Genomic DNA, 25,237 nt, shown 5'->3' with positions numbered 1-25,237 from the left:
TCAGCCTCCAAAGGCCGGCATGACTTCGGTCGCGAAGAAACGCATGACCCGCTTCATGTCCTCCAGCGGCATCGGCCGGGTGCTGCCGAAGTCGCACAGGAGGTTCGTGAAGCCGGCGTCCTTGAGCAGCGTGATCTGCTCGACGACGCGGTCCGGGTCCCCGATGACCTCCAGCTGCTCCCACCGGAAGTCGGCCGACACCGAGCCGCCCTTGAGATAGCGGTCCTGGTAGTACTCGAAGCCCTGCGCCGCCTTGCCGGTCTTGGGGTCGATGGGGGCGCTCTTCTCGTTGAAGATGCGCGACCGGTCGAACGACGCCTCGAACCTCGCCAGGTCCTCGCGCGCCTGCTCCAGCGTCGGGGCCACGTACACGGTGCGCGCCACCACCAGGTCGGCCCCCCTCGGGTGCCCGGCCTGCGCGGCCGTCTCCCGCCAGGCCTCGGCCGCCTTGACGACCTTGCGGAACGGGGCGGCGGGGTCGGCCAGGATGGGCAGGCCGCGCTCGGCGTACATGGTGACGGTCTCGGGGGAGACGGCGGCCACGTGCAGCGGCGGGTGCGGGGTCTGCAGCGGCCTGGGCACGAGCGAGACGTCCGTGCCGGTCTTGTAGAACTTCCCCTCGTGCTGGTACGACTCCTGCGTCCAGAGCCCGAGGATGACCTCGAGCGCCTCGTTGAACCGGTCGCGGGCTTCCGCCAGGTCGATCCCGAACCCCTCGAACTCGAAGCTCTGGTATCCCCGGCCGATGCCGAGGTCCAGCCGCCCACCCGAGAGCACGTCCACCAGCGCGGCCTCCTCGGCCACGAGGATCGGGTTGTGCAGGGGCAGCACCACGATCCCGGTGCCCAGCCTGATGCGGGAGGTGCGGGCGGCGGCGTGGGCGAGCATGGTGAACAGGTTGGGGACGACGCCGTAGTCGCGGAAGTGGTGCTCGGCCAGCCGTACCCCGTCGAATCCCAGCTCCTCGGCCAGCTCGATGAGCTCCAGATGGTAGTCGTAGACCTCCTTGAAGCTCTGCCCGTCGAAGCGGTGGAAAAGATGGAAGGTCGAGAACTTCATGCGGCGGCCCCTCGGATGTAAACCAAGCGCTCGCTTGGGAGCGTACCACGCCCACCCAGGTTGCCCTAGGGAGTCCCGGGGGAAACGCACGGTCCTCCGCTGATGAGCGCGCTTCGCGCGACGGAAGCTCCGGGCAGCGCCTCGCAGGAGGGGCTCCGCCCCCCTTCGACCCCCCGAAACCCCCGCTCGCTCCGCTCGCCGGTCACCCGCCCGTTGCCTGGTTACCGGTTTGGCCTGCTGGAGCCCGCCCCGAGCGGTCCTCGCTTACGCTCGGGCGCGCCGCCGGGTCTCGAGGCTTCGCCCCGAGACCCGGCGAGGTGCCTGCAGGCCCCTCGCGCTCCCCGGCCGTTGGCCATGGTGCAACCCTCTGGACGGAGGTCGCCTGGCAGTGCATCGTTGCCGACTACCTGAACATCCGCCCGCGAGCGGGCAGGCGTTTGCGAAATGGTGCGGAGGGGCGCCAATGCGAAGGCGCGCGGCGCGATGAGAGCCAGTGGCACCACGGTTGTGGGCGACTACACCTCTGTGAGGGCGTAGAGCAGGGCGTTCATGCTGGTCCCGCTGACGATGTCGCGCCTGTCGATCAGGCGTCGGATGTCTGTGAGCGGCACCCACTCGACCCGTTCGGCCTCCCATGGCTCCGTAGGTGGCCCGATGTACTGGGCGCTGTCGGCACGGAAGATGTGGTGCTCGGAGTCGGAGATGCCGTTGGTCGGCTGGGTGTAGAGCAGCGGACGCAAGGGGCCGGGACGCCAGCCGGTCTCTTCCTCGACCTCTCGGGCGGCGGCCGCGATCGGCTTCTCGCCTTCGTCGATCTTGCCGATCGGGATCTCCCAGGCCCAGGTGTCGGTGATGAAGCGGTGTCGCCAGATGAGCAGCACGCGGTTCTGCTCATCCGTGACGACCGCACCGGCTCCAGGTGCGGTGCGGATGAGCCGATGATCGAGGTGCCTTCCGTCCGGGAGCTCCACATCGGCCACTCGGATATCGAGCCAGGGGTCGGTGTAGAGCGGTTCTTCGGAGTGGACCTGCCAGCGCATGCGGCTACTCCCAGAGTGGACGCCTGATTCGGCACCACGCTACAAGGGGATGCCCGCCTGCTGCTTCGCGCGAACGACAAACGCCTTCACTGGCTGCGTGTCGCAGGCGTTCAACGCAGTCGTCACCACCACGATGCGTTCGGCGAGGCGATCGGATCCATTCCAGCGGTGCAGTTGAGCATGCTCTCCGCGATGGAGGCGGCCTGTTCGAGTTCGCCTCGCTCGCTCAGGATCAGGGCCAGCGTTGCCAGCCTGTGAGCCTGGCCCCGTAGATGGCAGGCGTCCGCCAAGCGCAGGGCCTCCTCGGCGCACTCCTGTGCAGGCGTGAGGTCCCCCAGCCTCCGCAGCGCCTCAGCATGCTGGCACTCGAGGAGGCCCGGCTGTACATAGCCAGTCTCTGGGGGCTCCTCTCCCTGCCGGATCTGGGCCGCCGTTGCCTCCGACTGGCGCATATGTGCGTGGCAACTTGCCCGGTCACCGATGCGGGCGTACGCCTTGGCCTGGAGGATATGGAGATCGGTCGTCAGGGCGGGGCTCAAGTAGCCCTGCGCCGCTCGCAGCGCAGTCTCGCAGTACTGGATGACGCGCCGGTACCTCGCCTGCGCCATGGCCTGGTTGGCCAACAACGCGATCACGTAGCCACCGAACGCCAGATTGTCCGACGCCTTGGCCATCCTGAGCGCGTGGAACAGGTAGCGCTGCGACAATGCCTGCCTGCCGGAGTCATATGCGCATATGCCTGCGAGCGCGACGAGCCCACCGGCCGCCCTGAACAGTTGCCTGCCCATTCTGTCGTCATGGCTGCCTCTGAGCAGGGGCGTCACGCTGGAATTGAGGAAGGAAACGAGGCGCGGCCGTACAGGAACGCCTCCCACTCTTCGATACATCTGCTCGTAACGGACACGCGCGTCCTTGAGCACTTGAACGTCATCCATGGACACCGGACGTGGGCCTGGTCGGGAGACATCGATCTCGTGCGGCGGATTTTCCCATTCGAAGATCGGTGCGATGGCGGCGGGGCCGTCGATCATCGATGAGCCTACGGGGAAGACCTTGTCGCGAGATCCCCTCGCCATAGAGCCACCGCCTGATCAACGGCCTTGGGAAGCTCCGTCCCGAAATCGTCACCTGACGTTCTCGCCATCCCGATGTCCTGCAGCTGGAGGACACGCCCAATCTTGAGCCCGATGATCTCGCAGATGATCTCTGGGACATCTCCCCGGGGGATGGCGCTGTCTCTGATCCACCGGGCTACAGCCGTGTGGTCGTACCGCGTCGGGCGGCGGGCTGTCGCGGCGGCCTTGTTGATGCGTGCGGCGAGTCCCGCGTGCGAGATGCCTGCTTCTGCGAGCAGTGAATCCAGCAGGATGTTCGGCTCACTCACGTTTGGGCCTCCGACGAGCGACTTCCGTATCCGGAGTGTAAGGGCGCCGTCACATCGCGAACAGGTGTGTCGCTGGAAGAACCGGGTCACAGCTACATCGCATTCACACGGGGCGTGAACCGATTTCCACCACCAGCCTCGATCACGCGCTTCTGGGGTGACCTCAGGCCAAGTGCACTGGCTGCATGACATGCAACCAACCCGAGATCGTCGCTGCACCGCTCCCACTACGCGCTGCTCGCGACATGGGAAAGGCGCTGGAGGCCCTCGGCGTCCCCGCCGACGTCCACGACGGCTACGGGCTTGCCTTGGTGTCCGTCTGGGTAGGACTGGTGATCTGGTGCGACGGAGACCGCTACTGGTGGCGTACCGGCTGGGACCCCCACCGCAAGCGGGTCATCTACGCCTATCATTCGGCGCTTGAACCTGAGCGAGCTGCCCGCCGCGTCGCCTTCCGTTATGTCGATCTCCGCAGGCGCCACCCACTGCACCAGCCCAGCAGTGGAGTGACGCCAGGCACCACGAGGGCAGCCGGATGACCTCCGTAGCTCCGCAGGCAGGAAGTCGCGTGACGATCGTGGACCTCCTGCACAGTAACGCGAGGACGCGCGCCTATCGTGGCTTCCTCCTTGGACGTAGCGGCGTAGTGATCAACATCCTCACCTATGGAGCCAACGCGCTCGTCAAACTCGACGGCAGCCATCACGATCTACCCATTGGTGTTCGCCGATGGTCTGTGCATTGGGACGACCTCGCCATCGAGCCCGTGACCGTCACGGGAGAGCCTCCAGCACCCACTTACCGAGCGGTGATCTCCGGACCCGGCCCTGAAGCAGTCCTACACGCTGTATTCCCCGGCACATCGACCAGCCTGTGCACAGGACCGGTCAGACCTCTACCAATCTGCGACTGGTCCCTGCCGTTCGTTCCGACCTCTCCTCGCGCCTGCACCCGATGCGCCGCCCTGGTAGCGCGCGGATCGGCCAATTAATTGGATTGAGGACCAAGTTGGGCGAGTTGCCTGGCATGTCGCACTAGGATCCCGCAGGTGATCAAGAAGAAGGGGAACGTTTCCTGGGTGAGGCTGCCCGCGCTCGGAGCGGTCCTGATCGTTCTCGTCACTGCGCAGGGCTGCGCACAGTGGTTCCGGAACGCGGACGAATTCCACAGACCGGCATCTCCAGGAGGAGTCGCACGGCCAACCCCGCAGACGTCGGATCCATCGAGGGTGAGTGCTCAGGTCGCAGCGAGCCGGTCGAACGTGGTCAAGCTGATCGGTAACGCCCCCTCCTGCGACAACACCAGGCCGGAAGGGACGGGATTCGCCTACGAGCCTGAACGAGTGATGACCACCGCGCACCTGGTCGCAGGCACCACCGGCTCCATTACGGTGATCGGACCAGACGGAAAGCGCTACAGGGGCAGAGTCATCCTCTTCGACCCAAGCCGTGATGTTGCCGTGCTGCGGGTGCCGAGTCTGCGCGCCAGATCGCTGGTCTTCGGCCCGATCAATCCCGGCGAAAGCGCTATGGTCGCTGGATATTCAAACGGCGAGGACCTCACTGTGACGTCGGGCGACGTCAGCCGCAGCACTACCGCGCATGGCCCGGACATCTACCACAAGCGCCAAATCCGCCGCGAAATCCACATCGTTCATGCGCCCGTCAAACCAGAGGTTCCGGGCGGACCTCTGCTCAGGTCCGACGGAACGGTCTCCGGCATGATCTTTGCCAGTGACGTTCATAAGCCCAGCGGTTACGCGCTTACAGCCGCAGAAATCACCCGCCCGGCGATGGACGGCAGGACCGCCACCGCGACCGTATCCACGCAGGGATGCAGCTGGACGCTACACGCCCGATAAGCACAACGAGAAGAAATTTCGAAGGCGGCCTTTCCCTCTCAGGAGGGCCAAAAGTGTCTAGATAAGCGTAGTTTCCTGGAAGGCGTGACCGCGGGGGCCGCCGCGGGGCAAGATCGTAGGGTGGCCTGTCCGACGGGAGGGGAGCCGGAATGACCGCCGCCGCCGAGTCGCTGCGGAGCGTGCCGTTCGATGCGGTCTGCCCCTTGATGGGGGTCGAGGAGGAGTACTTCGTCGTCGATCCAGGAACCGGGGCCGTGGCGCCGGGGGCGCCGAGGGTCATCGAGCGAGCCTCGGCCGAGCTCGGTGAGCGGGTCTCCGCCGAGATCACGCAGTTCCAGGTGGAGGCCAAGACGCCGCCCTGCGCCGGTCCCGCCGAGCTGGAGCGGGAGCTGCGGCGGATGCGCGCGGCGGTCTCCGCCGCCGCCCGGGCCGAAGGGCTGGCCGTGATCGCGTCCGGCACCCCCGTGCTCGGTGACGTGGTCCCGCCGCCCATCACCGAGCATCCCCGCTACGACCTGGGCATCGAGAACTACCGGGCGCTCCACGACGAGCAGGCCATCTGCGCCGGGCACGTGCACGTCCACCTGCCCGACCGGGAGCGGGCCGTGCTGGTCTGCAACCACCTGCGACCCTGGCTGCCCGCGCTGCTCGCGCTCATGGCCAACTCGCCCTTCTGGGCGGGCCGCGACACCGGCTACGCGGGCTGGCGCATCCTGTCCTGGGGCAAGTGGCCGGTGGCCGGGCCGCCACCGTACCTGGAGAGCCTGGACCACTTCGAGCGGCTGCTCGCGGCGCTGACCACCAGCGGCGCGCTGGTCGATCCCGCCACGGCCTTCTGGGATGCCCGGCCGTCGCTGCGGCTGCCCACCGTGGAGGTGCGCGTGGCCGACGTGCCCGCATCGGCCGGGGAGTCGGTGCTGCTGGCGCTGGTGGTACGGGCGCTGGTCACGATGTCGCTGCGGCGGGTGGAAGAGGGGGATCCCGGGCCCCGCGTGCCGGACGAGCTGCTGCGGGTGGCGTACTGGCGGGCCGCCAGGGACGGGCTCGCCGGGCACGGCGTCGATCCGCGCACGGGTCGCCCGCGCCCGGCCGCGGCGGTGGTCGACGGGCTGCTGGAGCACATCGAGCCGGCCTTGGCGGACAGTGGCGACCTGGCGGCGGTCACCGTGGGGTGGGAGTGGCTACGGGGCGCGGGGGGACGGGGCGGCCAGGCAGCGCGCCGCCCGTGTGCGGCGCGGGTCGCTCGAAGGCGTGGTCGACGACCTTGTCGAGCGCTTTCCCGCCTAACGAGTTGCCAGCTGTGCGGCCAGGAAGGCGCGCAGCGGCTCGGCGTGCCGTACCGGGTCCTGCCAGCGGGCCTGGACGTCCTCCAGAAGGTGCTGCTCGGCGACCAGTTCGCCGCGCCGCCACGCCCGCACCACCGGGTGCAGGAAGGCGCATTCGTCGGCCCGGTCCGGAGTCGGGTGGCGCTGGATGGCGAACACGTCGGGGTAGTCGCGGCGGCCCCAGCGCAGGGTGACGGTGAGGCACAGCTCCGCGTCGCCGAAGCGGGCCAGCGCGTAGTCCTCCGGCAGGTCCTCGTAGCGCCGGACGGTGCGGCCCACCACGTACGCGTCCGCCAGGTACTCGAACTGGGTCCACAGCGCCGAGCTGTGGTTGACCCGCTGGAGCACGGCCTCCGTCAGCCGGCCGGCGTCCGCGGGCAGCTCGTGGACCGGCAGCGGCACGCCGTCGTAGCGCTCCCGCAGCAGGGCGGTCAGCGTGCGCAGGTTGTAGCGGAAGCCGTCGATGAACGCCGACGAGGCGCGCTTGAAGTCGCGTGCCTGCATGAGGGTGCCCGCGAAGTACAGGCCGTCGACGTCGGCCGACTGGAAGTCGGGACGGATGGCCGGGAGGCGGCCGCCCGGTGTCAGACCGGGGCGGCTGGAGGCGTCGAACAGGCCGGTGTCCATGGTGAAGCCGGTGCAGCGCAGCACCGCGTCGTAGTCGAGGACCGCCTGTTCGCCGTCGGCCAGCGTGTACGTGATGGCGGCGCGGAATCCCGATCCCTCACGCCAGATCCGGTCAACAGTGCACTCCAGCACGCCGTGCAGGGTCTTGAACCAGTAGCTGTCCAGCAGGGCGCCGTACTGGCCGCGCACGTGTCCCGGGTGCTTGCTGGTCCAGGCCAGCCGTACCGGGCTGGGACTGGCCAGGTGGATGACCGAGGCGTACGGCAGCAGCGTCTGGGCGGTCTCGAACGCCGAGTTGCCCTTGCCGATGATCAGCACACGCTGGTCGGTGAACTCCTCCCCGCCGACCGGGGCGTCCTCGTAGCCGGTCGCCAGCTCGATGCCCGGAATATCGGGAATGTGCGGTCCGCCCCAGCCCGTGGCGACGATCAGGCAGTCGGCGCGGAAGACCTCGCCGCCGGCGTGGGCCAGGAACCTGCCGTCCGACTTCTCCACGCGCTCGACCGGCGTGGAGTAACGCACGTCGAGCTCGTGGACGCGCTGGAAGTCCGCCAGGTAGCGCACCAGGTCGTCGGCGTGCGGGAAGTACTCCTGGGAGTAGCTCGGGAACATCAGGTCGGGATCGTCGTTGAGCAGGGAGTTCCAGTCCCACCGGAGCTGGATCTCGCGCTCCTTCTCGCCGGTGTGGACCTTGTTCAGCGAGATCAACCGCCGGTGGCGGGGGTAGCGGCGGAAGAACGCGCCGGGCGCGGCCTCCCGCTCCAGCGTGACGTAGTCGGCCCCGGCGCGCTGCAGGAAGTAGCTGAGCTGCAGTCCGCCGGGTCCGGCGCCGATGATCAGATAGCGGTGGTCGTGCGTCACCCGGGCTGTCCCGCCGCCGGCGTGGTGCTCGTGTAGCCGTACCGCACGATCCGTTCGGCCGACTGCGCATAGTAGGCCGCGGGGTCGTCGGGGGTCTCCGTGGCCAGGCCGTCCACGTACCGGTTGAACATGCAGAAGGCCGCCGCGATCAGCACAGTGTCGTGGATCTCCGGCTCGGTGGCGCCCTCCGCCTTGGCCGCGTCCACCAGCTTGCCGGTGACCTCGCGCCCGCCCTTCTGCACGGCCGCTGCGATCGCCAGCAGGGCCCTGAGCTTCGGCGTGATGGGCGCGCTGTCCGGGTTCGCGCGGACCTGGTCGACCAGCGCCATCCCCTCGGAGAGCTGCGCGGCGGCGAACGCCGAGTGCGAGGACGCGCAGTACCGGCACTCGTTGAGCCCCGACACATACGCCGCGATCAGCTCCCGCTCGCCGCGGCTCAGCGTGTTGTCGCCGCGCAGCAGCACCTCGGCCAGAGCGTTCAGCGGGCCGGCGGTCTCGGGGCGGAAGGCGAACAATCCGCGAATTCCGGGCTCGCCGGATTCGATGGCGATATGGGGCACACGACCTCCTTGCCAGGGAATTGCGCCGATCTTCATGATCGGTTCGCTGCGCGGACGCTGTCAACGCCTCCCATTTCCGGTCGGTTCTTTTCCGCTATTCAGGCATGACTGTTGTGCGGAAACGACCTTTCCCTTGTTTCCCGCATCCGCCCCGCGTAATGTCGCAAAAGGCACCATAAACCCCTTTTAGGAGTAGACGGTTTCCATGTCCGAACATCCCCACATCGCCATTGCCGGCAGTTTCTACGACGCCCTCGCCAAGGGTGACCTGGACCACCTGCGCGACCAGCTTCTCGCCGACGACGTGGTCTTCCATGTGCCCGGCCGCGGCCCGCTGGCCCGCGACTACACCGGCAAGGAAGAGGTGCTCGGCTACCTGTCGAGGCTCGCCCAGTCCACCTCCGGCACGCTGCGGCTCGAGCCGGAGAGGTTCCTCGCCGGAGAGGACCATGTCGCCGCGGTCCTGCGCATCCACGGCGAGCGCGACGGCCGCACGCTCGACGACCACGGCATGCAACTCCTCCGGATCACCAACGGCAAGATCAGCGAACGGTCGAGCTTCCCGCACAACCCCTACGCCGTCGACGAGTTCTTCGCCTGACCCTCCGGCGGCCGGACGAGGCGGGGCCGTCAGCAGGCCTCGTCCAGCTCGTCCTCCCACACCTTCACGTAGCCGCTCAGCCGGGCCCGCTCGGCGTAGTGCGCGGGGTCGTCGCAGGCGAGCGTGGCCAGGCCGTCCACGTAGCGGTTGTACATGCAGAACGCCGCCGCGATCAGCACGGTGTCGTGGATCTCGAGATCCGTGGCGCCCTCCGCCCTGGCCGCGCTCACCTGGTCGCCGGTGACCTCCTGCCCGCCGCGCTGCACCGCGCCCGCTATGGCCAGCAGGGCCCTGAGCTTGGCGCTGATCGGTGCGGCGGCCGGGTCGGCGCGGACCTGGTCGATCAGGTCCATCCCTTCCGGCACCCGGACGGCGGCGAAGGCCGCGTGCGTGTGGAAGCAGAAGCGGCACCGGTTGAGCGACGACACGTACGCGGCGATCACCTCGCGCTCCCCGCGGCTCAGCGTGCTGTCACCGCACAGGAGCACCTCCGAGAGCTGGACCAGTGGCTGCGCCGTCTCCGGCCGGTACCGGAACAGCCCTCGGATCCCCGGCTCGTCGGACGCCAACGTGATGTGCGGTCGCGTCCCGCCCGCGTGATTGACGAATTCCCCAAGTCGAGGCGGCCATCGCGTCTCGTGCGTGACGGCCGGTGAAAGTGTGTTCGCCATTTCGCCCCTTTTCATCGTCTGACGCGTTTCGGCATCTTCAGTGTGCGGGGCATGAACGGACGGGATCAGGCGCGGAGGGAGCATCTTCCTGCTCGCCGCCGACCTTTTGTTGCCATCTCTCCGGCTGGCGTTTCCGCCGTCATCTGACTATCCCGGCGCCTTGCGACTGAGATGTTCCCAGGCGCGGTATTCGGCGGTGCGCGCCCGGTCCATCTGCTGCACCAGGTCGTAGGAGTGGCCGCCGACGATCAGCCGCAGGGGCGGGTCCGGCAGACCGACCAGCTCCATGATGACCGGGGCGGCGGTGCTCGGGTCGGGGCCCGCTTCGTCGCCCCACATCTCGGCCATCTTGGCGCGCACCGGCTCGTAGAGGGGGTTCGGCCGCGTGGCCGTGGTGCCGGTGGTGAACAGCCCGGTGTCGTAGCCGCCCATCTGCAGGATGGTGACCTTGATGCCGAACGGCTCCACCTCCATGGCCAGGGCCTGGCTGGCCGAGTCGAGCGCTGACTTGCCGGCCGCGTACAGGCCCACCGAGGCCACGCCGCCGCCCGAGCCCATCGAGGTGACCTGGAGGATGTGCCCCGAGCCCTGCTCGCGCAGGTGCGGGACGACGGCCTGGGCCACCCAGAGCGCGCCGAAGAAGTTGACGTCGAAATGGGCCCTGATCTGCTCTTCCGTGGCCTCTTCCAGCATGCCGTAGAGGAGCCCGCCGGCGTTGTTGACCACGATGTCGAGCCGCCCGAACGCGGCCGCCGCCCGGTCCACGCCCTCGAGCACGGCGGACCGGTCGGACACGTCGAGCGGCATCCGTACGAGAGAGTCGGGATATTTCTGGCAGAGGTCGGCCAGTGGCTCGATGTCGCGCGCACTGGCCACGACCCGCTCTCCCGCGGCCAGTGCCGCCTCGGTGAACGCCCTGCCCAGGCCCCGGGACGCGCCGGTGATGAACCATACACGGGTCATGAGTGCCTCCTCAGAACGAGACGAGACGTGGCGTCTCGCTTCTGCCGCACTCTATACGACCCTCGGTCGGTGTCAAGACGGACCGTCTCGTCTTGCATGGCTGCTATGCTGAGCCGCATGTCCAAGCAGCCCGACCCCGCCCGGCGCAGCGAGCGCTCGCGCCAGGCCATCCTCGACGCGGCTCGCGAGCTGGTCTCCGAGGTGGGATACGCCAAGCTCTCGATCGAGGCCATCGCCGCCCGCGCGGGGGTGGGCAAGCAGACGATCTACCGGTGGTGGCGGTCGAAGGGCGCCGTGGTCTTCGACGCCTTCCTCGCGCTCAGCCAGGACGGCGACAGCATCGCGCTGCCCGACACGGGCGACATCGAGGCCGATCTCAAGACGGTGATGCGGGCGACGGTGGCCGAGTTCGCCGATCCGCAGTTCGAGGCGCCGATCAGGGCGCTCAACACGGAGATCATCAGCGATCCCGAGCTGGCCGCCCACTACCGCGAGAAGCTGGCGGGCCCGGTCGACGAGGCCAAGAAGGCCCGGCTGCGCAGCGCGCAGCAGGCGGGCCAGATCGCCGCCGACGCCGACCTCGACCTGGCCCTGGAGCTCCTGTACGCCCCGCTGTTCCAGCGCTGGCTGCACCGCTCAGGCCCACTGACCCCCGAGTACGCCGACGCCCTGGTCGACCTCGCCCTCAAGGCCCTGCGCCCGGACTGACCTCGAGGCTCTTCGCCCGCGGGTTCAGGCGGACCGGAAGTCGGCGATGATCTCGTCGAGGTGGCGCAGGGCGGCCTCGACGCGTACCGGGTCGGCGTAGTAAGGGTCGTCGGGCACCGGGAGCGAGGACGCGAGGCCCCAGCCACGCCCCCTTGCCCAGGCCGCCTCGTCCACGCCGAGTGTCTCGCGGAAGACGCCCCGAGCCTCCGGAGGCAGGAACTTCCACGCGGCCAGCAGGTCCACGGCGGGGTCGCCGACGGCGAGCGTGCCGAAGTCGATGACGGCGCTCAGCCTGCCCTCGACGGTCAGGAGGTTCCCGGTCGCGAGGTCGCCGTGGATCCACACCGGCGGGCCGTCCCAGGCGGGGGCCGCCAGGGCCGCCTCCCACACGGCCGTCACCGCGTCGGTGTCCACGATCCCGCGCAGCGCCTCGATCTTGGGACGTACGCGGGCCTCGACGGCCACGGAGTCCCGCTCGTCGCCCATCGGCACGCCGCGGAACGCGTTGCTCCACGAAGGCCCCGGCCCGCCGGTCGCGTCGATCCCCTGCAGCGCGCGGACGAACCCGGCCAGCTCCTTGCCCGCCTGGACGGGATCCACCAGCTCCTCCGTCGTCTCACCCGCCAGCCACCGGTAGACCGACCAGGGGAAGGGGTAGCCCTCGCCGGGTTCGCCCTTCGCGAGCGGCTCGGAGATCGGCAGCGGCAGGTGCGGGGCGATCCGCGGCAGCCAGCGGTGCTCGCGCTCCACCTGCCCCACCCACCGGCGGTAGCGGGGCAGGCGTACGGACATGTCGTCACCGAGCCGGAACGTCGCGTTGTCCATCCCGGAGCGCGGCACGGGCGAGATAGGCAGGTGGGCCCATTGGGGGAACTGCGCCTCGAGCAGGCGGCGTACGAGGGCCTCGTCGATCAGCAGGTCGTCGGGGCTAGGCGTTGACACGGAGTGCTCCTTCTGGCTGAGAAGTAGGGGAGGGGCGCAGGACCGGGGCGAGCAGCGTCAGCAGCACGACCACGCCGGTGATCAGCGCGAATGCGGTGGGATAGCTGAGCGCGCCCGCGACCCCGCCCGTCACGGCGGGGGCGATCAGCCCCGACAGGTACGTGATCGTCGCCACGCCGGCCACGCCCTCGCCCGGAGTCGTGCCCGCGTTGCCCGCCGCCGCGAACACCAGGGGAACGATCACCGCCACCCCCAGTCCGACCAGGGCGAACCCGGCGATGGCGAGGGCCGGCGTGCGGGCCGCGACCACGAGGGCGCCGCCGACCGCCGCGACCGCCCCGCCCGTCCTGACGGTCGCCACCGGGCCGAGCCGGCGGATGACCCGGTCGCCCAGCAGCCGCGTGCCCGCCATGCAGAGCATGAAGACGGTGTATCCGGCGGCGGCCAGCCCCGGACCGGCGTCGGTCACGGCCGTGAGGTAGACGGCGGCCCAGTTGGAGCTGGCGCCCTCGGCGAACGTCGCGCAGAACCCGACCAGCCCGATGACCAGGATCGCGCCCGTGGGGAGCGCGAAGCGCCGCGGCGCGGGCGCCTCACGCACGGAACCGGCCATCGCGCTGTCGGGCAGCAGGCCGCGGCCGGCTGCCGCGCCGAGGAGAAGTAACGCGAGCGACATGGCCCCGAGGTGGAGCCGGGCGTCGATGCCCGCGTGGGCGGCCAGGGCGCCGAGACCGCCGGCGGCCAGGCTGCCGATGGACCACGTGCCGTGCAGCCCCGACATGATCGAGCGGCCCAGCTGCCGTTCGAGGAGGACGGCGTGCGCGTTCATCGCGACGTCGCACATGCCCGCCGCCGCCCCGAACAGCAGGAACGCCCCGAACAGCCACACGGGCGACGGTGAGAGCGCGGGCAGGGCCAGGCCCGCGCACCACAGCGCGAGGAGGACGCGCGTGGCGGCCCGGTTGCCGAAGCGGTAGGCGAGGCGGCCGGCCGTCGGCATGCCCACGAAGGCGCCGATCGACGGGCACAGCAGCGCGAGGCCGAGGGTGCCGGGGCTGAGGTGCAGGTGCTCCTGGATCCAGGGGAGGCGCGTGGACAGGCTGCCGGCGACTGCGCCGTGCGCGGCGAAGACGGCCGCGATGGCACGATGAGGGCTCATGTCCCAGAAATTATCAGGCAGGCTTCCTGATGAAAAGAGCTTTTAGGCAGGCTCCCTGATTATTATGAGGTTCGTGAAGACCGCGACCCCTTCCATGGCCCGAGCGATCAACGACCGGCTGGCGCTCGACCTGCTGCTGGAGCACGGGCCGCTGACCGCGCCGCAGCTCCGCACGCTGACCGGGCTGTCCAGGCCCACCGTGTCCGACCTGATCGAACGGCTCATGGCAGGCGGCCTCATCGAGGTCACAGGCGAGGCCGGCGAGGATCGACGGGGACCGAACGCGCGCCTGTACGGGCTCGTGGCGGACCGGGCACACGTGGCGGGGGTGGACGTACGGCGCGACGCGGTCAATGTCACGGTCGCGGACATCACCGGGCGCGTGGTCAGCGAGGCCAGGACGACGATCGGCGCGCGAGCCGACCTGGCGGCCCTCGTCGCGAAGGTGGTCGGTGACGCGGTGGGGCGGCGTGCACTGGACACGGTCGTGGTCGGCGCGCCGGGGCTGGTCGATCCGCGTGCCGGGGAGCTGGTGTCGCCCAACGACGTGCCCGGCTGGCGGCGCGGCACGATGGCGTCCCTACGCGAACGCCTGGACGTGCCGGTGATCCTGGAGAACGAGGTCAACCTCGCCGCCGTCGCCGAGCTCCGCACCGGAGCCGCCTCCGGCAGCGAGGACTTCGTGCTGCTCTGGCTGGACGACGGCGTGGGGGCCGCGGTCGTGCTCGGCGGGCGGCTGCGCCGGGGGGTGTCGGGCGGCGCGGGGGAGATCGGGTTCCTGGACGTGGGCGGCGTGGCGTTCTGCGACCTGGTGAACAGCGAGGTCATACCGGGCCTCGACCGGGACGAGCTGGCCCGGCGGATCGCCCGGGGAGCCTTCGCCTACGCCACCCTCCTCGACCCCGGGCTCGTCGTGCTCGGCGGCACGACCGGCCATGAGGGCGGGGACGAGCTGGCGAGGCTGGTCGCCGGACACCTGCGGGAGCTCGCCCCTGCGCCGACCGAGGTCCGCGCCAGCACGGTCAAGGGCAACGCGGTCCTCCAGGGTGCCGTGCTGACCGCCCTGGACCTGGCCCGCGACCACGTGTTCGGCTGAACGCGCGCGTCACAGGAGATCAAGGCCGGTATCCGATGTGGCGCAGGAGGGCCTGCAGCCGACTCTCGACCTGCGCCGCGGTCACGTCCTGCTCATGCTGGAGAAGGACGGAGCCGATCGAGCCGGCCAGGATGTCGTGGATGACGCCGGGGTCGGTGTGGGGCGGGAAGTGGCCGGCGTCTATGGCCTGCCGCGCGATCTCCGCCAGAGCGTCCAGCCGTGGCCGGAGATAACGCTCGGTGTAGGCGGTCACAAGTTTCGGGTAGTCCACCGAGGCGCCGATGACCCGCGCGATCAGCGCGCGGAAGCGGGGCCGGCTGAGGAGCTCGGCGGTGGACGTGACCAGCTCGTCGATCGTCCGCCCAGCCGGGGCCTCGTCCATGTCGGGGTTGCGGGCGTGCTCCAGCGCGGCCATCAGGAGGTCCTCTTTGGAGCGCCAGCGCCGGTAGACGGTCAGTTTCGCCACGCCGGCGCGTTGGGCGACCGCTTCGATGCTGGTGCCCGCCGCGCCGCGCTCGATCAGCAGGTCCAACGCCGCGTTAAGGATGGCGGCGTCGTTTTCCGGGTCGCGGGGACGGCCGTGGCGTTCTACGCCGGCCACAGCACCTGGTTCAGCCATGTCGTCAGTTTGTCGGGTGCCGGACGACCACGCCAACCGATGTGCCCGTCGGGGCGGATCAGCACCACGTCGTGCGCGTCCGGCTCCACCGGCGTGAGCCCGACGACCAGGTCGGCGCCCAGTTGTGCGGCGGCGGCCGCGGCGTGGCGGGCGGTGATGTCCGGGTCGGCGGCGAGCACCGCCCAGCGTCCGCAGATCGCGGCGTGGAGCGTGGTGCGGCCTCCGTCGAGACGCCGGCAGGCGAGGTCGGGCATCCGATCGCCTGGTCGCAGCCCGGGCATCCACCGGTGCGAGGCAGAGGCCAGCGGTCCTCCCCGGTAGCTGATGCCGAGTTGGGAGGCGGCCAGCCACAGCCGGCGCTGCACTGCGGGCAGGCGGACGACCGGCAGGACGACCTTGTCGCGCAGCAGTCGTTTCCAGGGGTCGTGCGGCAGCATGATGTCCACGGCGGTGCTGGTGGCGCGGAGGACTTTGCGGGCCAGCGGCCGTCGTTCGCCCTCGTAGGTGTCGAGCAGCCGATGGTCGGCGCGGCCGCGGGCGACCAGCACCAGCTTCCAGGCCAGATTTTCCGCGTCACCCAGCCCGGTGTTCTGTCCCTGGCCGCCGGTCGGGCTCTGGATGTGCGCCGCATCGCCGGCCAGCAGGATCCGGCCGCGCCGGTAGGCGTCGGCCAGCCGGCGGTGGATGCGGAACTCCGAGGCCCAGCGGATGTCCGTGACCGTGTCGAGGGCGACGCCACTGCGGCGGGAGAACTCGCTCAGCACCCGGTCGGTGATCTCGCGTTCGGACAGCTGGTCCGGCAGGTCCGATGGCGGTTCGGTGAACACCCGCCAGATGTCGTCCGGCAGAGCGGTGACCGACAGCATGTGACCGGCCTCCATCCAGGTCGTACTGCCGTTCTTGTCCAACGGCCACTGGGCCCGCACGTCGACCATCAGCAGGCGTTCGAGGAGTTTGCGGCCGGGGAAGCCGATGCCGGCGAGCTTGCGTACGGTGCTGTGCGCGCCGTCACAGCCGATCAGCCAGTGGGTCTCGATGTGGTGCTCGGCGCCGTCGGTCGTCTGGACGGTGGCAGTGACGCTCGTGTCGTCCTGCCGAGCTGCCACCAGCCGGGTGCCCCACTCCACGTGGCCGCCCACTTGGGCCAGGCGGTCGCGCATCGTGCCCTCGACCTCGGCCTGCGAGATCAGCAGTGCCTGTTTCGGCTGGTCGGCGACGGCTTGGCCGACGTGAAGGCGCAGCACGGTGCGTGATCCCTCGTTGTAGGACATGTTGAGCGAGGACTGGGAGCGCTGCGGCAGGTCGCCGAGCGCGCCGACGCGTTCCAAGACCTCGACGCCGCGTGGTTGCAGGCCGAGGGCCCGCGAGGTGGTGGCGGGGCCGGCGGCGGCGTCGATGACGCGCACGGGGATGTCGTGTAATGCCAGGTGGATGGCCAGGGCCAGCCCGGTGGGGCCGGCGCCCGCGATGAGTACGGTGTCAGTCACTTAGTAAACGATACGGTACCGATTACTAAGTTGAGAGGGGGAGCCATGTGACTCACGTCACCGACTGGGCCCCGGCCTGACGGCGCTCGCCTGAACGCGCGTCAGGCGAGCGCCGTGATCAGCCCCATCGTCAGCGCCGTACGCTCCGGAATGTGCTCCACCAGCACGTGCTCGTGCCGCGCGTGCGCGCCGTCCCCCACGGCGCCCATCCCGTCCAGCACCGGCCGCCCCAGCGCGGAGACGAAGTTCCCGTCGCTGGCGCCACCCACCGACGCCTCCTCCAGCAGCCACCCGAACCCGGCCGCCACCTCCCGCGCCTCCTTGAACAGCCGCCGCGAGGCCGCGTTGGGCGTCATGGGCGGCCGGTTCCAGTCGCCGGTGGCGGAGATCGACACCCGCGGGTCCGACACCTTCAGAGTGGCGAACACGTCGTCGATCCGTCCCATCTCCGTCGGGTCCGTCACGCGCACGTCGATGCCGCAGCTGGCCTGCCCGGCCGCCACGTTGCGCCCGGTCCCGCCGGTGATCAGCCCGACGTTCACGGTGGTCCCGTGCTCCCGGGAGCCGGCCCGGGCCAGCGTGGTGACGATCTCGGCCAGGGCGTGGATCGCGCTGGCGCCCGCGTCCGGATTGAGCCCGGCGTGCGCCTCCACCCCGGTGACGCTCACGTTGAACAGCCCCACGCCCTTGCGGGCGGTCTTGAGCGCGCCGTCGAGTGACGCCTCGAAGACCAGGCTCGCCAGCGCGTCCTCACTCGCGTCCTCGATGTACGGGCGCGAGGTCGGGCTGCCGATCTCCTCGTCCCCGTTGAACAGGAACCGCACGCCCGGATGCGGCAGCCCCAGCTCACGCAGCCCGCGCAGCGCCCAGATCGCCTGCACGAGACCCGTCTTCATGTCGAACACGCCCGGCCCCGTGGCCTTGCCGTCCACCAGCGCGAACGGCCACTCGGCCAGCGTCCCCGTCGGCCAGACGGTGTCGTAGTGGCAGAGCACGAGCACGGTCCCCGGCGCGGTGCCCTCGTAGGTCAGCTCCAGGATGTCCCCGTGCGAACCGCCGTCGTGCAGCACCTCCTCGTCCGGTGTGCCGAGGTGTTCGACGGCCAGGGCGCGGATCGCCCGCAGCCCCTTGACCAGCATGACCTTGTCGTAGCTGTGGGTCTCCAGCTCCACGGCGGCCCTGAGGTCGTCGAGCATGGCCGCAAGGGCCTGCCGGGTCCAGTCGGTGATCAACACGGGAATCCTTCCGAGGAATCAGCCGGGGCCGAGCGGGATGCCCAGCCACCAGAACACGAAGAACAGCACTGTCCAGACGACGAGCAGGGTGAGCGAGAGCGGGATGGTCATCGAGGCGAGTGTGCCGATGCCCGCCGTGCGCCGGTAGCGCTGGAGGAAGCCGAGTGCCATCACGAAGTACGGGCTCATCGGCGTGATCGCGTTGGTGCACGAGTCGGCGATGCGGTAGAGGGCCTGGGTGGTCTCCGGCGGGATGCTCAGCAGCATCAGCATCGGCACGAAGACCGGCCCGACCAGCGCCCACTGGGCCGAGCCGCTGGTGACCACCAGGTTGATCAGCGTGACCACGAGCAGGATGCCCAGGAAGACCACGGGCCCGCTCACCCCGGCCGACTTCAGCAGGTCCGCGCCGCCGATGGCGATGATCTCGCCGATGCCGGTCCACTTGAAGTACGCCAGGAACTGCGAGATCGCGAAGAACAGCACGAGGATCGGCGCCATCTCGCGCAGCCCGTGGGCCATGAAGCCGGGGATGTCCCGGCTGCCCGCGACCGTGCCCGCGGCCTTCCCGTACGCCCACCCGGCGGCCAGGAACGCCAGCGCCAGGAAGACCGCGATCGAGGTCAGCAGCGGCGACTGCACGATGCTGCCGCCCTTGCCGCGTAGCGGCGACCCGGCGGGCAGCACGGCCGCCACGATCACGATCACGAACGCCACGAGCGCGATCGACGCGGCCCGCAGCCCGCGGCGCTCCTCCGCGCTGAGCGCCAGCGAGCCCAGGTCGTCGTCGGGGGCGTCGGGATCGACCGGGATCGACTCGACCCGGCGGGCCAGCACGCGTTCGGTCACGAGCGTGATCGTGGCCGCCAGCACCAGAGAGGAGGCCAGCGAGAAGAAGTAGTTGGCCAGCGGCGTGACCGTGTAGGCCGGATCGACGGTGTGCGCGGCGGCCGTGGTCAGCCCCGACAGGATGGCGTCCACCGGGGTGACCAGCGGGCTGGCGTCGTAACCCGCCGAGATCGACACGAACGCCACCACGATGCCCAGGATCGGGCTGCGCCCCACTGCGCGGAAGGCCAGCGCGCCGAGCGGGATGAGCACCACGTACGCGGCGTCGGAGGCCACGTGCGCCACCATACCCGTGAAGGCCAGGGCGAACGTGACCCACTTCGGCGACACCTTCGACACTCCGGACCGCAGCACGGCCGCCAGGAGCCCGGAGCGCTCGGCGACGGCGACGCCGAGCATGACGACCAGGATCGTGCCCAGCGGGGGGAACGCGGTGTAGTTCTCGACCACGCCCTCGACCATCATCCGCACGCCGTCGGCGGACAGCAGGTTCTTGGCCACGACGGTCTTGCCGGAAGCCGGGTTGACCGCCGACACACCGGCCGCCGACAGGCCCCAGCTCACCAGCGCCAGTAACGCGCTCAGGACGATGAACAGCCAGAACGGGTGCGGCAGCCGGTTGCCCAGGCGTTCGATCCCGCTCAGCACGCGGAGCAGCGCGTTGAGGGAACGCGAACCCGTCATCGTCTCGGAGGCGCTCATAGCCCGTCTCCTTACCCCATGTTTCGGTCAACCATTACATGGGGTAAGGGCACTTCTTGACAAGGGCAGATCATACTCAGGCGACCGGGACGGGCTCCCTCAGCGGCAGGCGCACCTCGAACCACGTCTCGCCCGGCGCCGAGCGGACCTTGATCTCCCCGCCGTGCCGTCCGGCCACGATCCGGTAGGAGATGTCGAGGCCGAGACCGGTGCCCTGGCCCACGCTCTTCGTCGTGAAGAACGGCTCGAAGATGCGTTCCTTGATCGCCTCGGGCACGCCGGGGCCGGTGTCGCCGACCTCGACGATCGCCTCGTCCTCGTCATGCGCGGTGCGGATCGTCAGCGTGCCCACCTCGCCCATCGCGTCGAGCGCGTTGTGGATGAGGTTCGTCCACACCTGGTTGAGCTCGCCCGCGTAGCAGGGGATGAGCGGCAGCGTGCGGTCGTAGTCGGTGACCACGCTGATGCCCGGCGGGATCTTCCCGCGGAAGATCGCGATCGTGCTGTCGAGCAGGTCGTGCAGGTCCACCTGCTGGAACGGCGCCCGGTCCATCTGCGAGTACTGCTTGGCCGAGTTGATCAGCGACGTGATGCGCTCGGTGGCCTCGGTCACCTCGCGGAGCATCTGCGAGATCTCGATCGCCCCGGCCAGCCAGTGCAGCGCGGCGGGAGTCTGCTCCTCGCCCACCTTGCCGCGGACCTTCTCCAGCTCCTTGTTCGAGAACCCGGCGTTGACCAGCGCGGGAGCCAGCTCCCAGGCGTCATCGACGCCGAGGTCATCCAGGGCCTCGCCCAGCTCGTCCTCGGCGTCGGAGATCTCCAGCGGGGTGCGCTGCGGCAGCTTGCCCAGGTTGTTCGTGCAGGCCTCCTGCCACTCGATCAGCGCGCGCAGCTTCTCCGGCGGGATGCCGGCCTCGGCGAGCTGGGCGAGCTGCAGTCGCGAGGTCCTGACCAGCGTGCGCAGCTCGCTCGCCGCGCGCACGGCCGCCGCGGCCGGGTTGTTCAGCTCGTGCGTGAGCCCGGCCGTGATGGTGCCGAGCGCGGTCAGCCGCTGCCGCCGGTCGATGGCCTCGCGCTGGAACCGTCCGCCCGACAGCATGCCGTCGAGCAGGTGCATCGCCATCGGGAACCACTCGGCCACGATGTAGGCGAACTTCTTGGCCGGCAGCAGGAACATCCGCGTCGGCGCGGTGGCCCGCAGCGTGTGCTGGTAGGTCTGCGGCGCCCGGTCGCCCAGGTAGGCGCTGGTGGCGCCGCCGTAGACGCCCGGCTGCGACGTGCGGGGCATCGCCACGGTCCCGGCGCTGACCGTCTCGTTGATCATCTGGATCTCGCCGTCGAGCAGCACCGCGAAGCACTCGGCCGGGTCGCCCTGCCGGAGGATCACCTCCTCCTGGGCGAACGTCCGCACCTGACCGCTGTTGGCCAGCTTGGTGAGCTGCTCGTCGGTCAGCCGCTCGAAGAGGAAGAGCTTGCGCAGTTCATCGATGTCCACATTTGTGGTGCTCATTGCTTCTCCAGGTAGCGATGCACGAGCGCGACGGCCATCGCGCCCTCGCCGACGGCGGAGGCCACTCTCTTGATCGACTCAGCGCGTACGTCGCCCGCGGCCAGCACCCCGGGAACGTTCGTCTCCAGGAAGTACGGCTCGCGCCGCAGCGGCCAGTTACGCGGCCGCCGCCCGCCCTGCACCAGGTCGGGACCGGTCAGCACGAACCCCTTCTCGTCGCGCTCGATCGTCTCGCCCAGCCAGGTCGTGTACGGCTCGGCCCCGATGAACACGAACAGCCACTGCGCGTCCACCGTGCGGGTCTCGCCCTTGGTCGAGAGCGTCAGCCGCTCGAGGTGGTCGTCGCCCTCGCCGCCGACGACCTCCGTCTGGAGGTGCACCTCGATGTTGGGGAGCGCGCCTATCTGCTCGATGAGGTAGTGAGACATGGACTTCTCCAAACCATCACCCCTCACCAACAAATGGACCTTGCTCGCGAATCCCGCCAGGTAGACCGCTGCCTGTCCGGCCGAGTTGGCCGCCCCGACGATGTAGACCTCGCCGTCCTGGCAGGAGGGCGCCTCGGTCAGGGCCGCGCCGTAGAAGACGCCCCGGCCGACGAACTCGTCCAGCCCCGGCGCCTCCAGACGGCGGTAGGTGACGCCGGTCGCCAGGATCACCGCGTGTGCCGCGATCTCCCCGCCGTCCTTGAACCCGACCACCCGCGCCTGGCCGCGTGCCTCCAGGGAGACCACCTTGCGCGCGGTCAGCAGTTCCGCCCCGAACTTCAGCGCCTGCCTGCGCGCCCGGTCGGCGAGCTGCTGCCCCGAGACGCCGTCGGGGAAGCCCAGGTAGTTCTCGATCCTGGAGCTCTGCCCCGCCTGGCCGCCCGATGAGTACGCCTCGACCATCACGGTCCGCAGCCCCTCCGAGGCGCCGTAGACGGCCGCGCCGAGCCCGGCCGGGCCGCCGCCCACCACGATCAGGTCGTAGAAGTCCGTGGCCGGGGTGGTCGACAGGCCCACCGCCATGGCCAGCGTGCCCTGGTCGGGCGACTCCAGCGTGGTGCCCTCGGCGGTCACCACCAGCGGCAGATGGCAGCCCTCTCCTGCGGCCTTCACCAGCTGCGCGCCCTCCGGGTCCTCCGCCAGCATCCACCGGTACGGCACGTGGTTGCGGGCCAGGAAGTCGCGGATCTTGTACGAGTGCGCCGACCACCGGTCGCCCACCACCCGCAGCTCGGACCGCTCGACCCGGTCCGTGCGCATCCAGGCGTCGAGCTGGCCGTCGATCACCGGATAGAACTTCTCCTCCGGCGGGTCCCACGGCTTGAGCAGATAGTGGTCGAGGTCCACCACGTTGATGGCCTGGATCGCGGCGTCGGTGTCGGCGTAGGCCGTCAGCAGCACCCTGCGCGCGTACGGATACATGTCCATGGCGGCCTCGAGGAACTGCACGCCGTTCATCTGCGGCATGCGGTAGTCGGCCAGGATGGCCGCCACGTCGTCGCCTCGCAGGCGCATCTGCTTGACGGCCTCGATGCCTTCCGCGGCCGCTTCGGCGCGGACAATCCGGTATTCCTGGCCATAGCGGCGTCTCAGGTCACGAGCCACCGCCCGCGAGACGCCCGGGTCGTCGTCCACCGTAACGATGACCGGCTTGTCCATGTCTTCTCCCCACTGGTCCCTAAGAGGAAGCATGTCATGTGCGGCAAGCTCAGCGAGCACTCGCTCATATCATGGGCGGATGCGCACACGCGATCGCATCATCGACGCCGCCGAGCAGGCCATACGGGAGTTCGGCATCGCGGGCGCCACCACCAAGCGCATCGCCCAGCAGGCCGGCTGTTCGGAGGCGCTGCTCTACAAGCATTTCGCCGGCAAAGAGGCGCTCTTCCTCGCGGTCCTGCTGGAGCGGCTGCCCGCACTCGGCCCCGCCCTGGCGCGGCTGCGCCTCGGCACCGGCCAGGGCGACCTGGCCGCGAACCTCACCGAGTTCGCGCTGACGGCCCTGGAGTTCTACCGCAAGGCCGCGGGCATCGCCTCCGGCGTGCTGGCCGATCCGTCGCTCCTGTCGGGGTTCAGGACCATGCTGGCCGAGAGGCAGGCGGGGCCGCATCTGCCGATCCAGGCGCTGGCCGAGATCCTGCGGGCCGAGCAGCGCGGCGGCCGGCTCGACGAGGCGGCCGACGCCGACGCCGCCGCGGCGATGCTGATGGGCGCCTGCTTCCACCGGGCGAACCTGTCCTCCTTCGTCGATCTCCTCGACGAGGACGAGCCCTGGGCCGCCGCGATCGCGCGCACGCTGGTCAGGAAGTGACGCTCAGGCGATGACGCGGCTCTCGCCGCCGTCCACCAGCATCGAGATCCCGTTCACGAACGAGGCCCGCTCGCTGGCCAGGAACGCCACCACGTCCCCCACCTCATCCGGGTTCCCGATCCGGCCGACCGGCACCGCCTCGCCCCGCCGGGCGAGGGCCTCATCGTCGCCCGCCATGCTTCGCAGCCGGTCGGTGTCGATGGGGCCGGGCATCACGTTGTTGACCAGCACGCCGTCGCGGCCGACCTCGCGGGCCAGGGTGCGCACGACGCCGGCCACGGCGGAGCGGGTGGCGTTGGACAGCGCCAGGCCGTCGATCGCCTCCCTGGCCGACCTGCTGGTGACCGTGACGATGCGCCCCCAGCCGCGCGAGCGCATCTCGGGCAGGACCGCGTGGATCAGGCGTACGGTGCCGAGCAGGTTGCGCTCGACGGCGACCTCCCAGTCGGCCAGGCTGGCCTCATCGAAGCGCCCGGCCGGCGGCCCGCCCGCGTTGGCCACCAGGATGTCGATCGGCCCCAGCACGTCACGCGTCTCCTCGACCACCCGCCGGGCGGCGGCCGGGTCCTCCACGTCGGCCAGCACGGCGTGCACGACCTTGCCGTACTCCTGAAGCTGCACCACCGCGTCCGCGAGCCGGTCGGGGTTGCGGGCGCTGACGCAGACGTCGCAGCCCTCACGCGCGAGACTCTTGGCCGCGGCGAGGCCGATGCCCGCGCTGCCTCCGGTGACGAGGGCGACCTTGCCCGAGATGCCGAGATCCATAGGGGCGACTATAGATCGTGCGGGTGGTGGCTGAGCAGGTCGCCCGGCCGGCGCCCCGGCGCTCAGGCCGGGGTGAGGCGGCGGAGCTTGTCCGGGTTCATGATGCTGTAGATCTCCCTGATGCGGCCGTCCTGGATGTCGAACGCCACCAGCTGCCGGTACCTGGCCACCCGCGTCCAGATGACCGGATGGCCGTTGACGTCGAGCACCTGCGCCTCCGAGGGACCGTACTTGTTCCTCAGGCCCACCAGGAAGTCCGCCACCTTGCGGCGCCCCAGGATCGGCCGGAGCGCGGCGCGGACCCTGCCGCCGCCGTCGGTGTAGGCCACGACGTCCTCGTGGAGCAGCTCGGTCAGCGCGGCCAGGTCGCCGCCCGAGGCCGCGTCCATGAACTTCGTCACCAGCTCGACGTGGTCCGCCGCGGACGGCTGGAACCTGGCACGCCCCTGGGCGAGCCGCACGGAGGCGCGGCGGTGGAGCTGCCTGGCGTTGGCCACGGAGGTGCCGACGATCTCCGCTGCCTGTTCGTACGGGAGCTCGAACGCCTCCCGCAGCACGAACACCGCCCGCTCCGGCGGCGAGAGCCGCTCCATCAGATGCAGGGTCGCGTACGAGACGGTGTCCCGCAGCTCGGCCGTGTCCAGCGGCCCCGCCTCCGACGTCAACACCGGCTCGGGCAGCCACGGCCCCGTGTACGCCTCGCGCCTGACCCGCGCGGAGCGCAACTGGTCGAGCGCCAGCCGCGAGACCACGGTCAGCAGGAAGGCCCGCGGCTCCTTGATCTCGCTCCGATCGACGCCCTGCCACCGCAGCCACGCCTCCTGGACCACGTCCTCCGCGTCCCACATGCTGCCGAGCAGGCGGTAGGCCAGCCCCAGCAGCAGGGGGCGATGCTCCTCGAACTCCACGGCGGCA

The 25,237-nt window shown here is 70.1% G+C and carries 24 protein-coding genes and 1 pseudogene; 7 read left to right on the top strand and 18 right to left on the bottom strand.

Going from position 1 to position 25,237, the window contains the following annotated elements; all coding sequences use genetic code 11:
• The 4 genes from ABD830_RS11635 to ABD830_RS11620 form a co-directional block, all read right to left on the bottom strand.
• Complete coding sequence (locus tag ABD830_RS11635) at positions 1-1,059, bottom strand: LLM class flavin-dependent oxidoreductase (protein WP_344986662.1); 1,059 nt, start codon at positions 1,057-1,059, stop codon at positions 1-3.
• A 515-nt stretch (positions 1,060-1,574) separates the two neighbouring features.
• A complete protein-coding gene (locus ABD830_RS11630; RefSeq protein ID WP_344986661.1) occupies positions 1,575-2,099 on the bottom strand; it encodes an NUDIX hydrolase in 525 nt (174 codons plus the stop codon).
• 122 nt (positions 2,100-2,221) lie between these two features.
• On the bottom strand, positions 2,222-3,130 hold the full coding sequence (locus tag ABD830_RS11625; protein ID WP_344986660.1) for an NsdA family TPR-like regulatory protein: 909 nt from the start codon (positions 3,128-3,130) through the stop codon (positions 2,222-2,224).
• 8 nt (positions 3,131-3,138) lie between these two features.
• Positions 3,139-3,483: a hypothetical protein gene (locus ABD830_RS11620; protein WP_344986659.1), complete on the bottom strand. Its 345-nt coding sequence runs from the start codon at positions 3,481-3,483 to the stop codon at positions 3,139-3,141.
• Between the two features lie 245 nt (positions 3,484-3,728).
• Here ABD830_RS11620 and ABD830_RS11615 point away from each other — a divergent pair, with 245 nt between their 5' ends.
• From ABD830_RS11615 to ABD830_RS11605, 3 genes and pseudogenes are all read left to right on the top strand, one after another.
• Positions 3,729-4,022 (top strand): hypothetical protein, encoded by a 294-nt coding sequence (locus ABD830_RS11615; RefSeq protein ID WP_344986658.1) that lies wholly within the window; start codon positions 3,729-3,731, stop codon positions 4,020-4,022.
• A gap of 509 nt (positions 4,023-4,531) precedes the next feature.
• Positions 4,532-5,344, top strand: coding sequence for a trypsin-like peptidase domain-containing protein (locus tag ABD830_RS11610; protein WP_344986657.1), 813 nt, complete (start codon positions 4,532-4,534; stop codon positions 5,342-5,344).
• A 149-nt stretch (positions 5,345-5,493) separates the two neighbouring features.
• Positions 5,494-6,513 (top strand): annotated as a pseudogene (locus ABD830_RS11605) (carboxylate-amine ligase); the annotation flags it as partial.
• A gap of 114 nt (positions 6,514-6,627) precedes the next feature.
• Here the strand turns inward: ABD830_RS11605 and ABD830_RS11600 are convergent.
• Both ABD830_RS11600 and ABD830_RS11595 read right to left on the bottom strand, forming a co-directional pair.
• A complete protein-coding gene (locus tag ABD830_RS11600; protein ID WP_344986656.1) occupies positions 6,628-8,157 on the bottom strand; it encodes an NAD(P)-binding domain-containing protein in 1,530 nt (509 codons plus the stop codon).
• Positions 8,154-8,717: a carboxymuconolactone decarboxylase family protein gene (locus ABD830_RS11595; protein WP_344986655.1), complete on the bottom strand. Its 564-nt coding sequence runs from the start codon at positions 8,715-8,717 to the stop codon at positions 8,154-8,156. Before ABD830_RS11595 ends, ABD830_RS11600 begins: the two co-directional genes overlap by 4 nt.
• Before the next feature lie 205 nt (positions 8,718-8,922).
• Here ABD830_RS11595 and ABD830_RS11590 point away from each other — a divergent pair, with 205 nt between their 5' ends.
• Positions 8,923-9,318: a nuclear transport factor 2 family protein gene (locus ABD830_RS11590; protein WP_344986654.1), complete on the top strand. Its 396-nt coding sequence runs from the start codon at positions 8,923-8,925 to the stop codon at positions 9,316-9,318.
• A 29-nt stretch (positions 9,319-9,347) separates the two neighbouring features.
• Here ABD830_RS11590 and ABD830_RS11585 read toward each other — a convergent pair whose 3' ends face one another.
• Positions 9,348-9,989, bottom strand: coding sequence for a carboxymuconolactone decarboxylase family protein (locus ABD830_RS11585; RefSeq protein ID WP_344986653.1), 642 nt, complete (start codon positions 9,987-9,989; stop codon positions 9,348-9,350).
• Positions 9,990-10,136: 147 nt separating this feature from the next.
• Positions 10,137-10,952 carry an SDR family NAD(P)-dependent oxidoreductase gene (locus ABD830_RS11580; protein ID WP_344986652.1) on the bottom strand — a complete coding sequence of 272 codons (816 nt, stop codon included), beginning with the start codon at positions 10,950-10,952 and terminating at the stop codon, positions 10,137-10,139.
• Positions 10,953-11,069: 117 nt separating this feature from the next.
• Between ABD830_RS11580 and ABD830_RS11575 the strand changes: the two genes are divergently transcribed.
• A complete protein-coding gene (locus ABD830_RS11575) occupies positions 11,070-11,660 on the top strand; it encodes a TetR/AcrR family transcriptional regulator (protein WP_344986651.1) in 591 nt (196 codons plus the stop codon).
• Positions 11,661-11,684: 24 nt separating this feature from the next.
• On the opposite strand, the gene ABD830_RS11570 is transcribed toward ABD830_RS11575, so the two are convergent.
• Together ABD830_RS11570 and ABD830_RS11565 are read right to left on the bottom strand one after the other, a co-directional pair.
• Positions 11,685-12,602: an aminoglycoside phosphotransferase family protein gene (locus tag ABD830_RS11570; protein ID WP_344986650.1), complete on the bottom strand. Its 918-nt coding sequence runs from the start codon at positions 12,600-12,602 to the stop codon at positions 11,685-11,687.
• The gene (locus tag ABD830_RS11565) at positions 12,589-13,761 is read right to left on the bottom strand and encodes an MFS transporter (protein ID WP_344986649.1); all 1,173 of its coding nucleotides are present in this window, start codon (positions 13,759-13,761) and stop codon (positions 12,589-12,591) included. Before ABD830_RS11565 ends, ABD830_RS11570 begins: the two co-directional genes overlap by 14 nt.
• 73 nt (positions 13,762-13,834) lie before the next feature.
• On the opposite strand from ABD830_RS11565, the gene ABD830_RS11560 reads away from it, so the two are divergent.
• Positions 13,835-14,857 (top strand): ROK family transcriptional regulator, encoded by a 1,023-nt coding sequence (locus ABD830_RS11560; protein ID WP_344986648.1) that lies wholly within the window; start codon positions 13,835-13,837, stop codon positions 14,855-14,857.
• A gap of 19 nt (positions 14,858-14,876) precedes the next feature.
• Here ABD830_RS11560 and ABD830_RS11555 read toward each other — a convergent pair whose 3' ends face one another.
• The 6 genes from ABD830_RS11555 to ABD830_RS11530 form a co-directional block, all read right to left on the bottom strand.
• Positions 14,877-15,476, bottom strand: a complete 600-nt coding sequence (locus ABD830_RS11555) for a TetR/AcrR family transcriptional regulator (RefSeq protein WP_344986647.1) — start codon at positions 15,474-15,476, stop codon at positions 14,877-14,879.
• Complete coding sequence (locus ABD830_RS11550) at positions 15,446-16,963, bottom strand: FAD-dependent monooxygenase (RefSeq protein WP_344986646.1); 1,518 nt, start codon at positions 16,961-16,963, stop codon at positions 15,446-15,448. The genes ABD830_RS11555 and ABD830_RS11550 overlap by 31 nt, the downstream gene beginning before the upstream one ends.
• A gap of 101 nt (positions 16,964-17,064) precedes the next feature.
• Positions 17,065-18,198 carry a M20 family metallopeptidase gene (locus ABD830_RS11545; protein ID WP_344986644.1) on the bottom strand — a complete coding sequence of 378 codons (1,134 nt, stop codon included), beginning with the start codon at positions 18,196-18,198 and terminating at the stop codon, positions 17,065-17,067.
• 18 nt (positions 18,199-18,216) lie between these two features.
• Positions 18,217-19,749, bottom strand: a complete 1,533-nt coding sequence (locus ABD830_RS11540; protein WP_344986643.1) for an AbgT family transporter — start codon at positions 19,747-19,749, stop codon at positions 18,217-18,219.
• A gap of 76 nt (positions 19,750-19,825) precedes the next feature.
• The gene (locus ABD830_RS11535) at positions 19,826-21,259 is read right to left on the bottom strand and encodes an ATP-binding protein (protein WP_344986642.1); all 1,434 of its coding nucleotides are present in this window, start codon (positions 21,257-21,259) and stop codon (positions 19,826-19,828) included.
• Positions 21,256-22,905, bottom strand: a complete 1,650-nt coding sequence (locus ABD830_RS11530) for an NAD(P)/FAD-dependent oxidoreductase (protein ID WP_344986641.1) — start codon at positions 22,903-22,905, stop codon at positions 21,256-21,258. Before ABD830_RS11530 ends, ABD830_RS11535 begins: the two co-directional genes overlap by 4 nt.
• 79 nt (positions 22,906-22,984) lie before the next feature.
• Here ABD830_RS11530 and ABD830_RS11525 point away from each other — a divergent pair, with 79 nt between their 5' ends.
• On the top strand, positions 22,985-23,557 hold the full coding sequence (locus ABD830_RS11525; RefSeq protein WP_344986640.1) for a TetR/AcrR family transcriptional regulator: 573 nt from the start codon (positions 22,985-22,987) through the stop codon (positions 23,555-23,557).
• Positions 23,558-23,560: 3 nt separating this feature from the next.
• Here ABD830_RS11525 and ABD830_RS11520 read toward each other — a convergent pair whose 3' ends face one another.
• Together ABD830_RS11520 and ABD830_RS11515 are read right to left on the bottom strand one after the other, a co-directional pair.
• Positions 23,561-24,322: an SDR family oxidoreductase gene (locus ABD830_RS11520; RefSeq protein WP_344986639.1), complete on the bottom strand. Its 762-nt coding sequence runs from the start codon at positions 24,320-24,322 to the stop codon at positions 23,561-23,563.
• A 62-nt stretch (positions 24,323-24,384) separates the two neighbouring features.
• Positions 24,385-25,230, bottom strand: a complete 846-nt coding sequence (locus ABD830_RS11515) for an RNA polymerase sigma-70 factor (protein ID WP_344986638.1) — start codon at positions 25,228-25,230, stop codon at positions 24,385-24,387.
• Between the last annotated feature and the right edge of the window lie 7 nt (positions 25,231-25,237).

The organism is Nonomuraea helvata, from assembly GCF_039535785.1.
In the GTDB taxonomy this organism is placed as follows: Bacteria; Actinomycetota; Actinomycetes; order Streptosporangiales; family Streptosporangiaceae; genus Nonomuraea; species Nonomuraea helvata.
The sequence above is the reverse complement of the archived record's forward strand: the minus strand, read 5'-3'. Positions and strand labels throughout refer to the sequence as shown.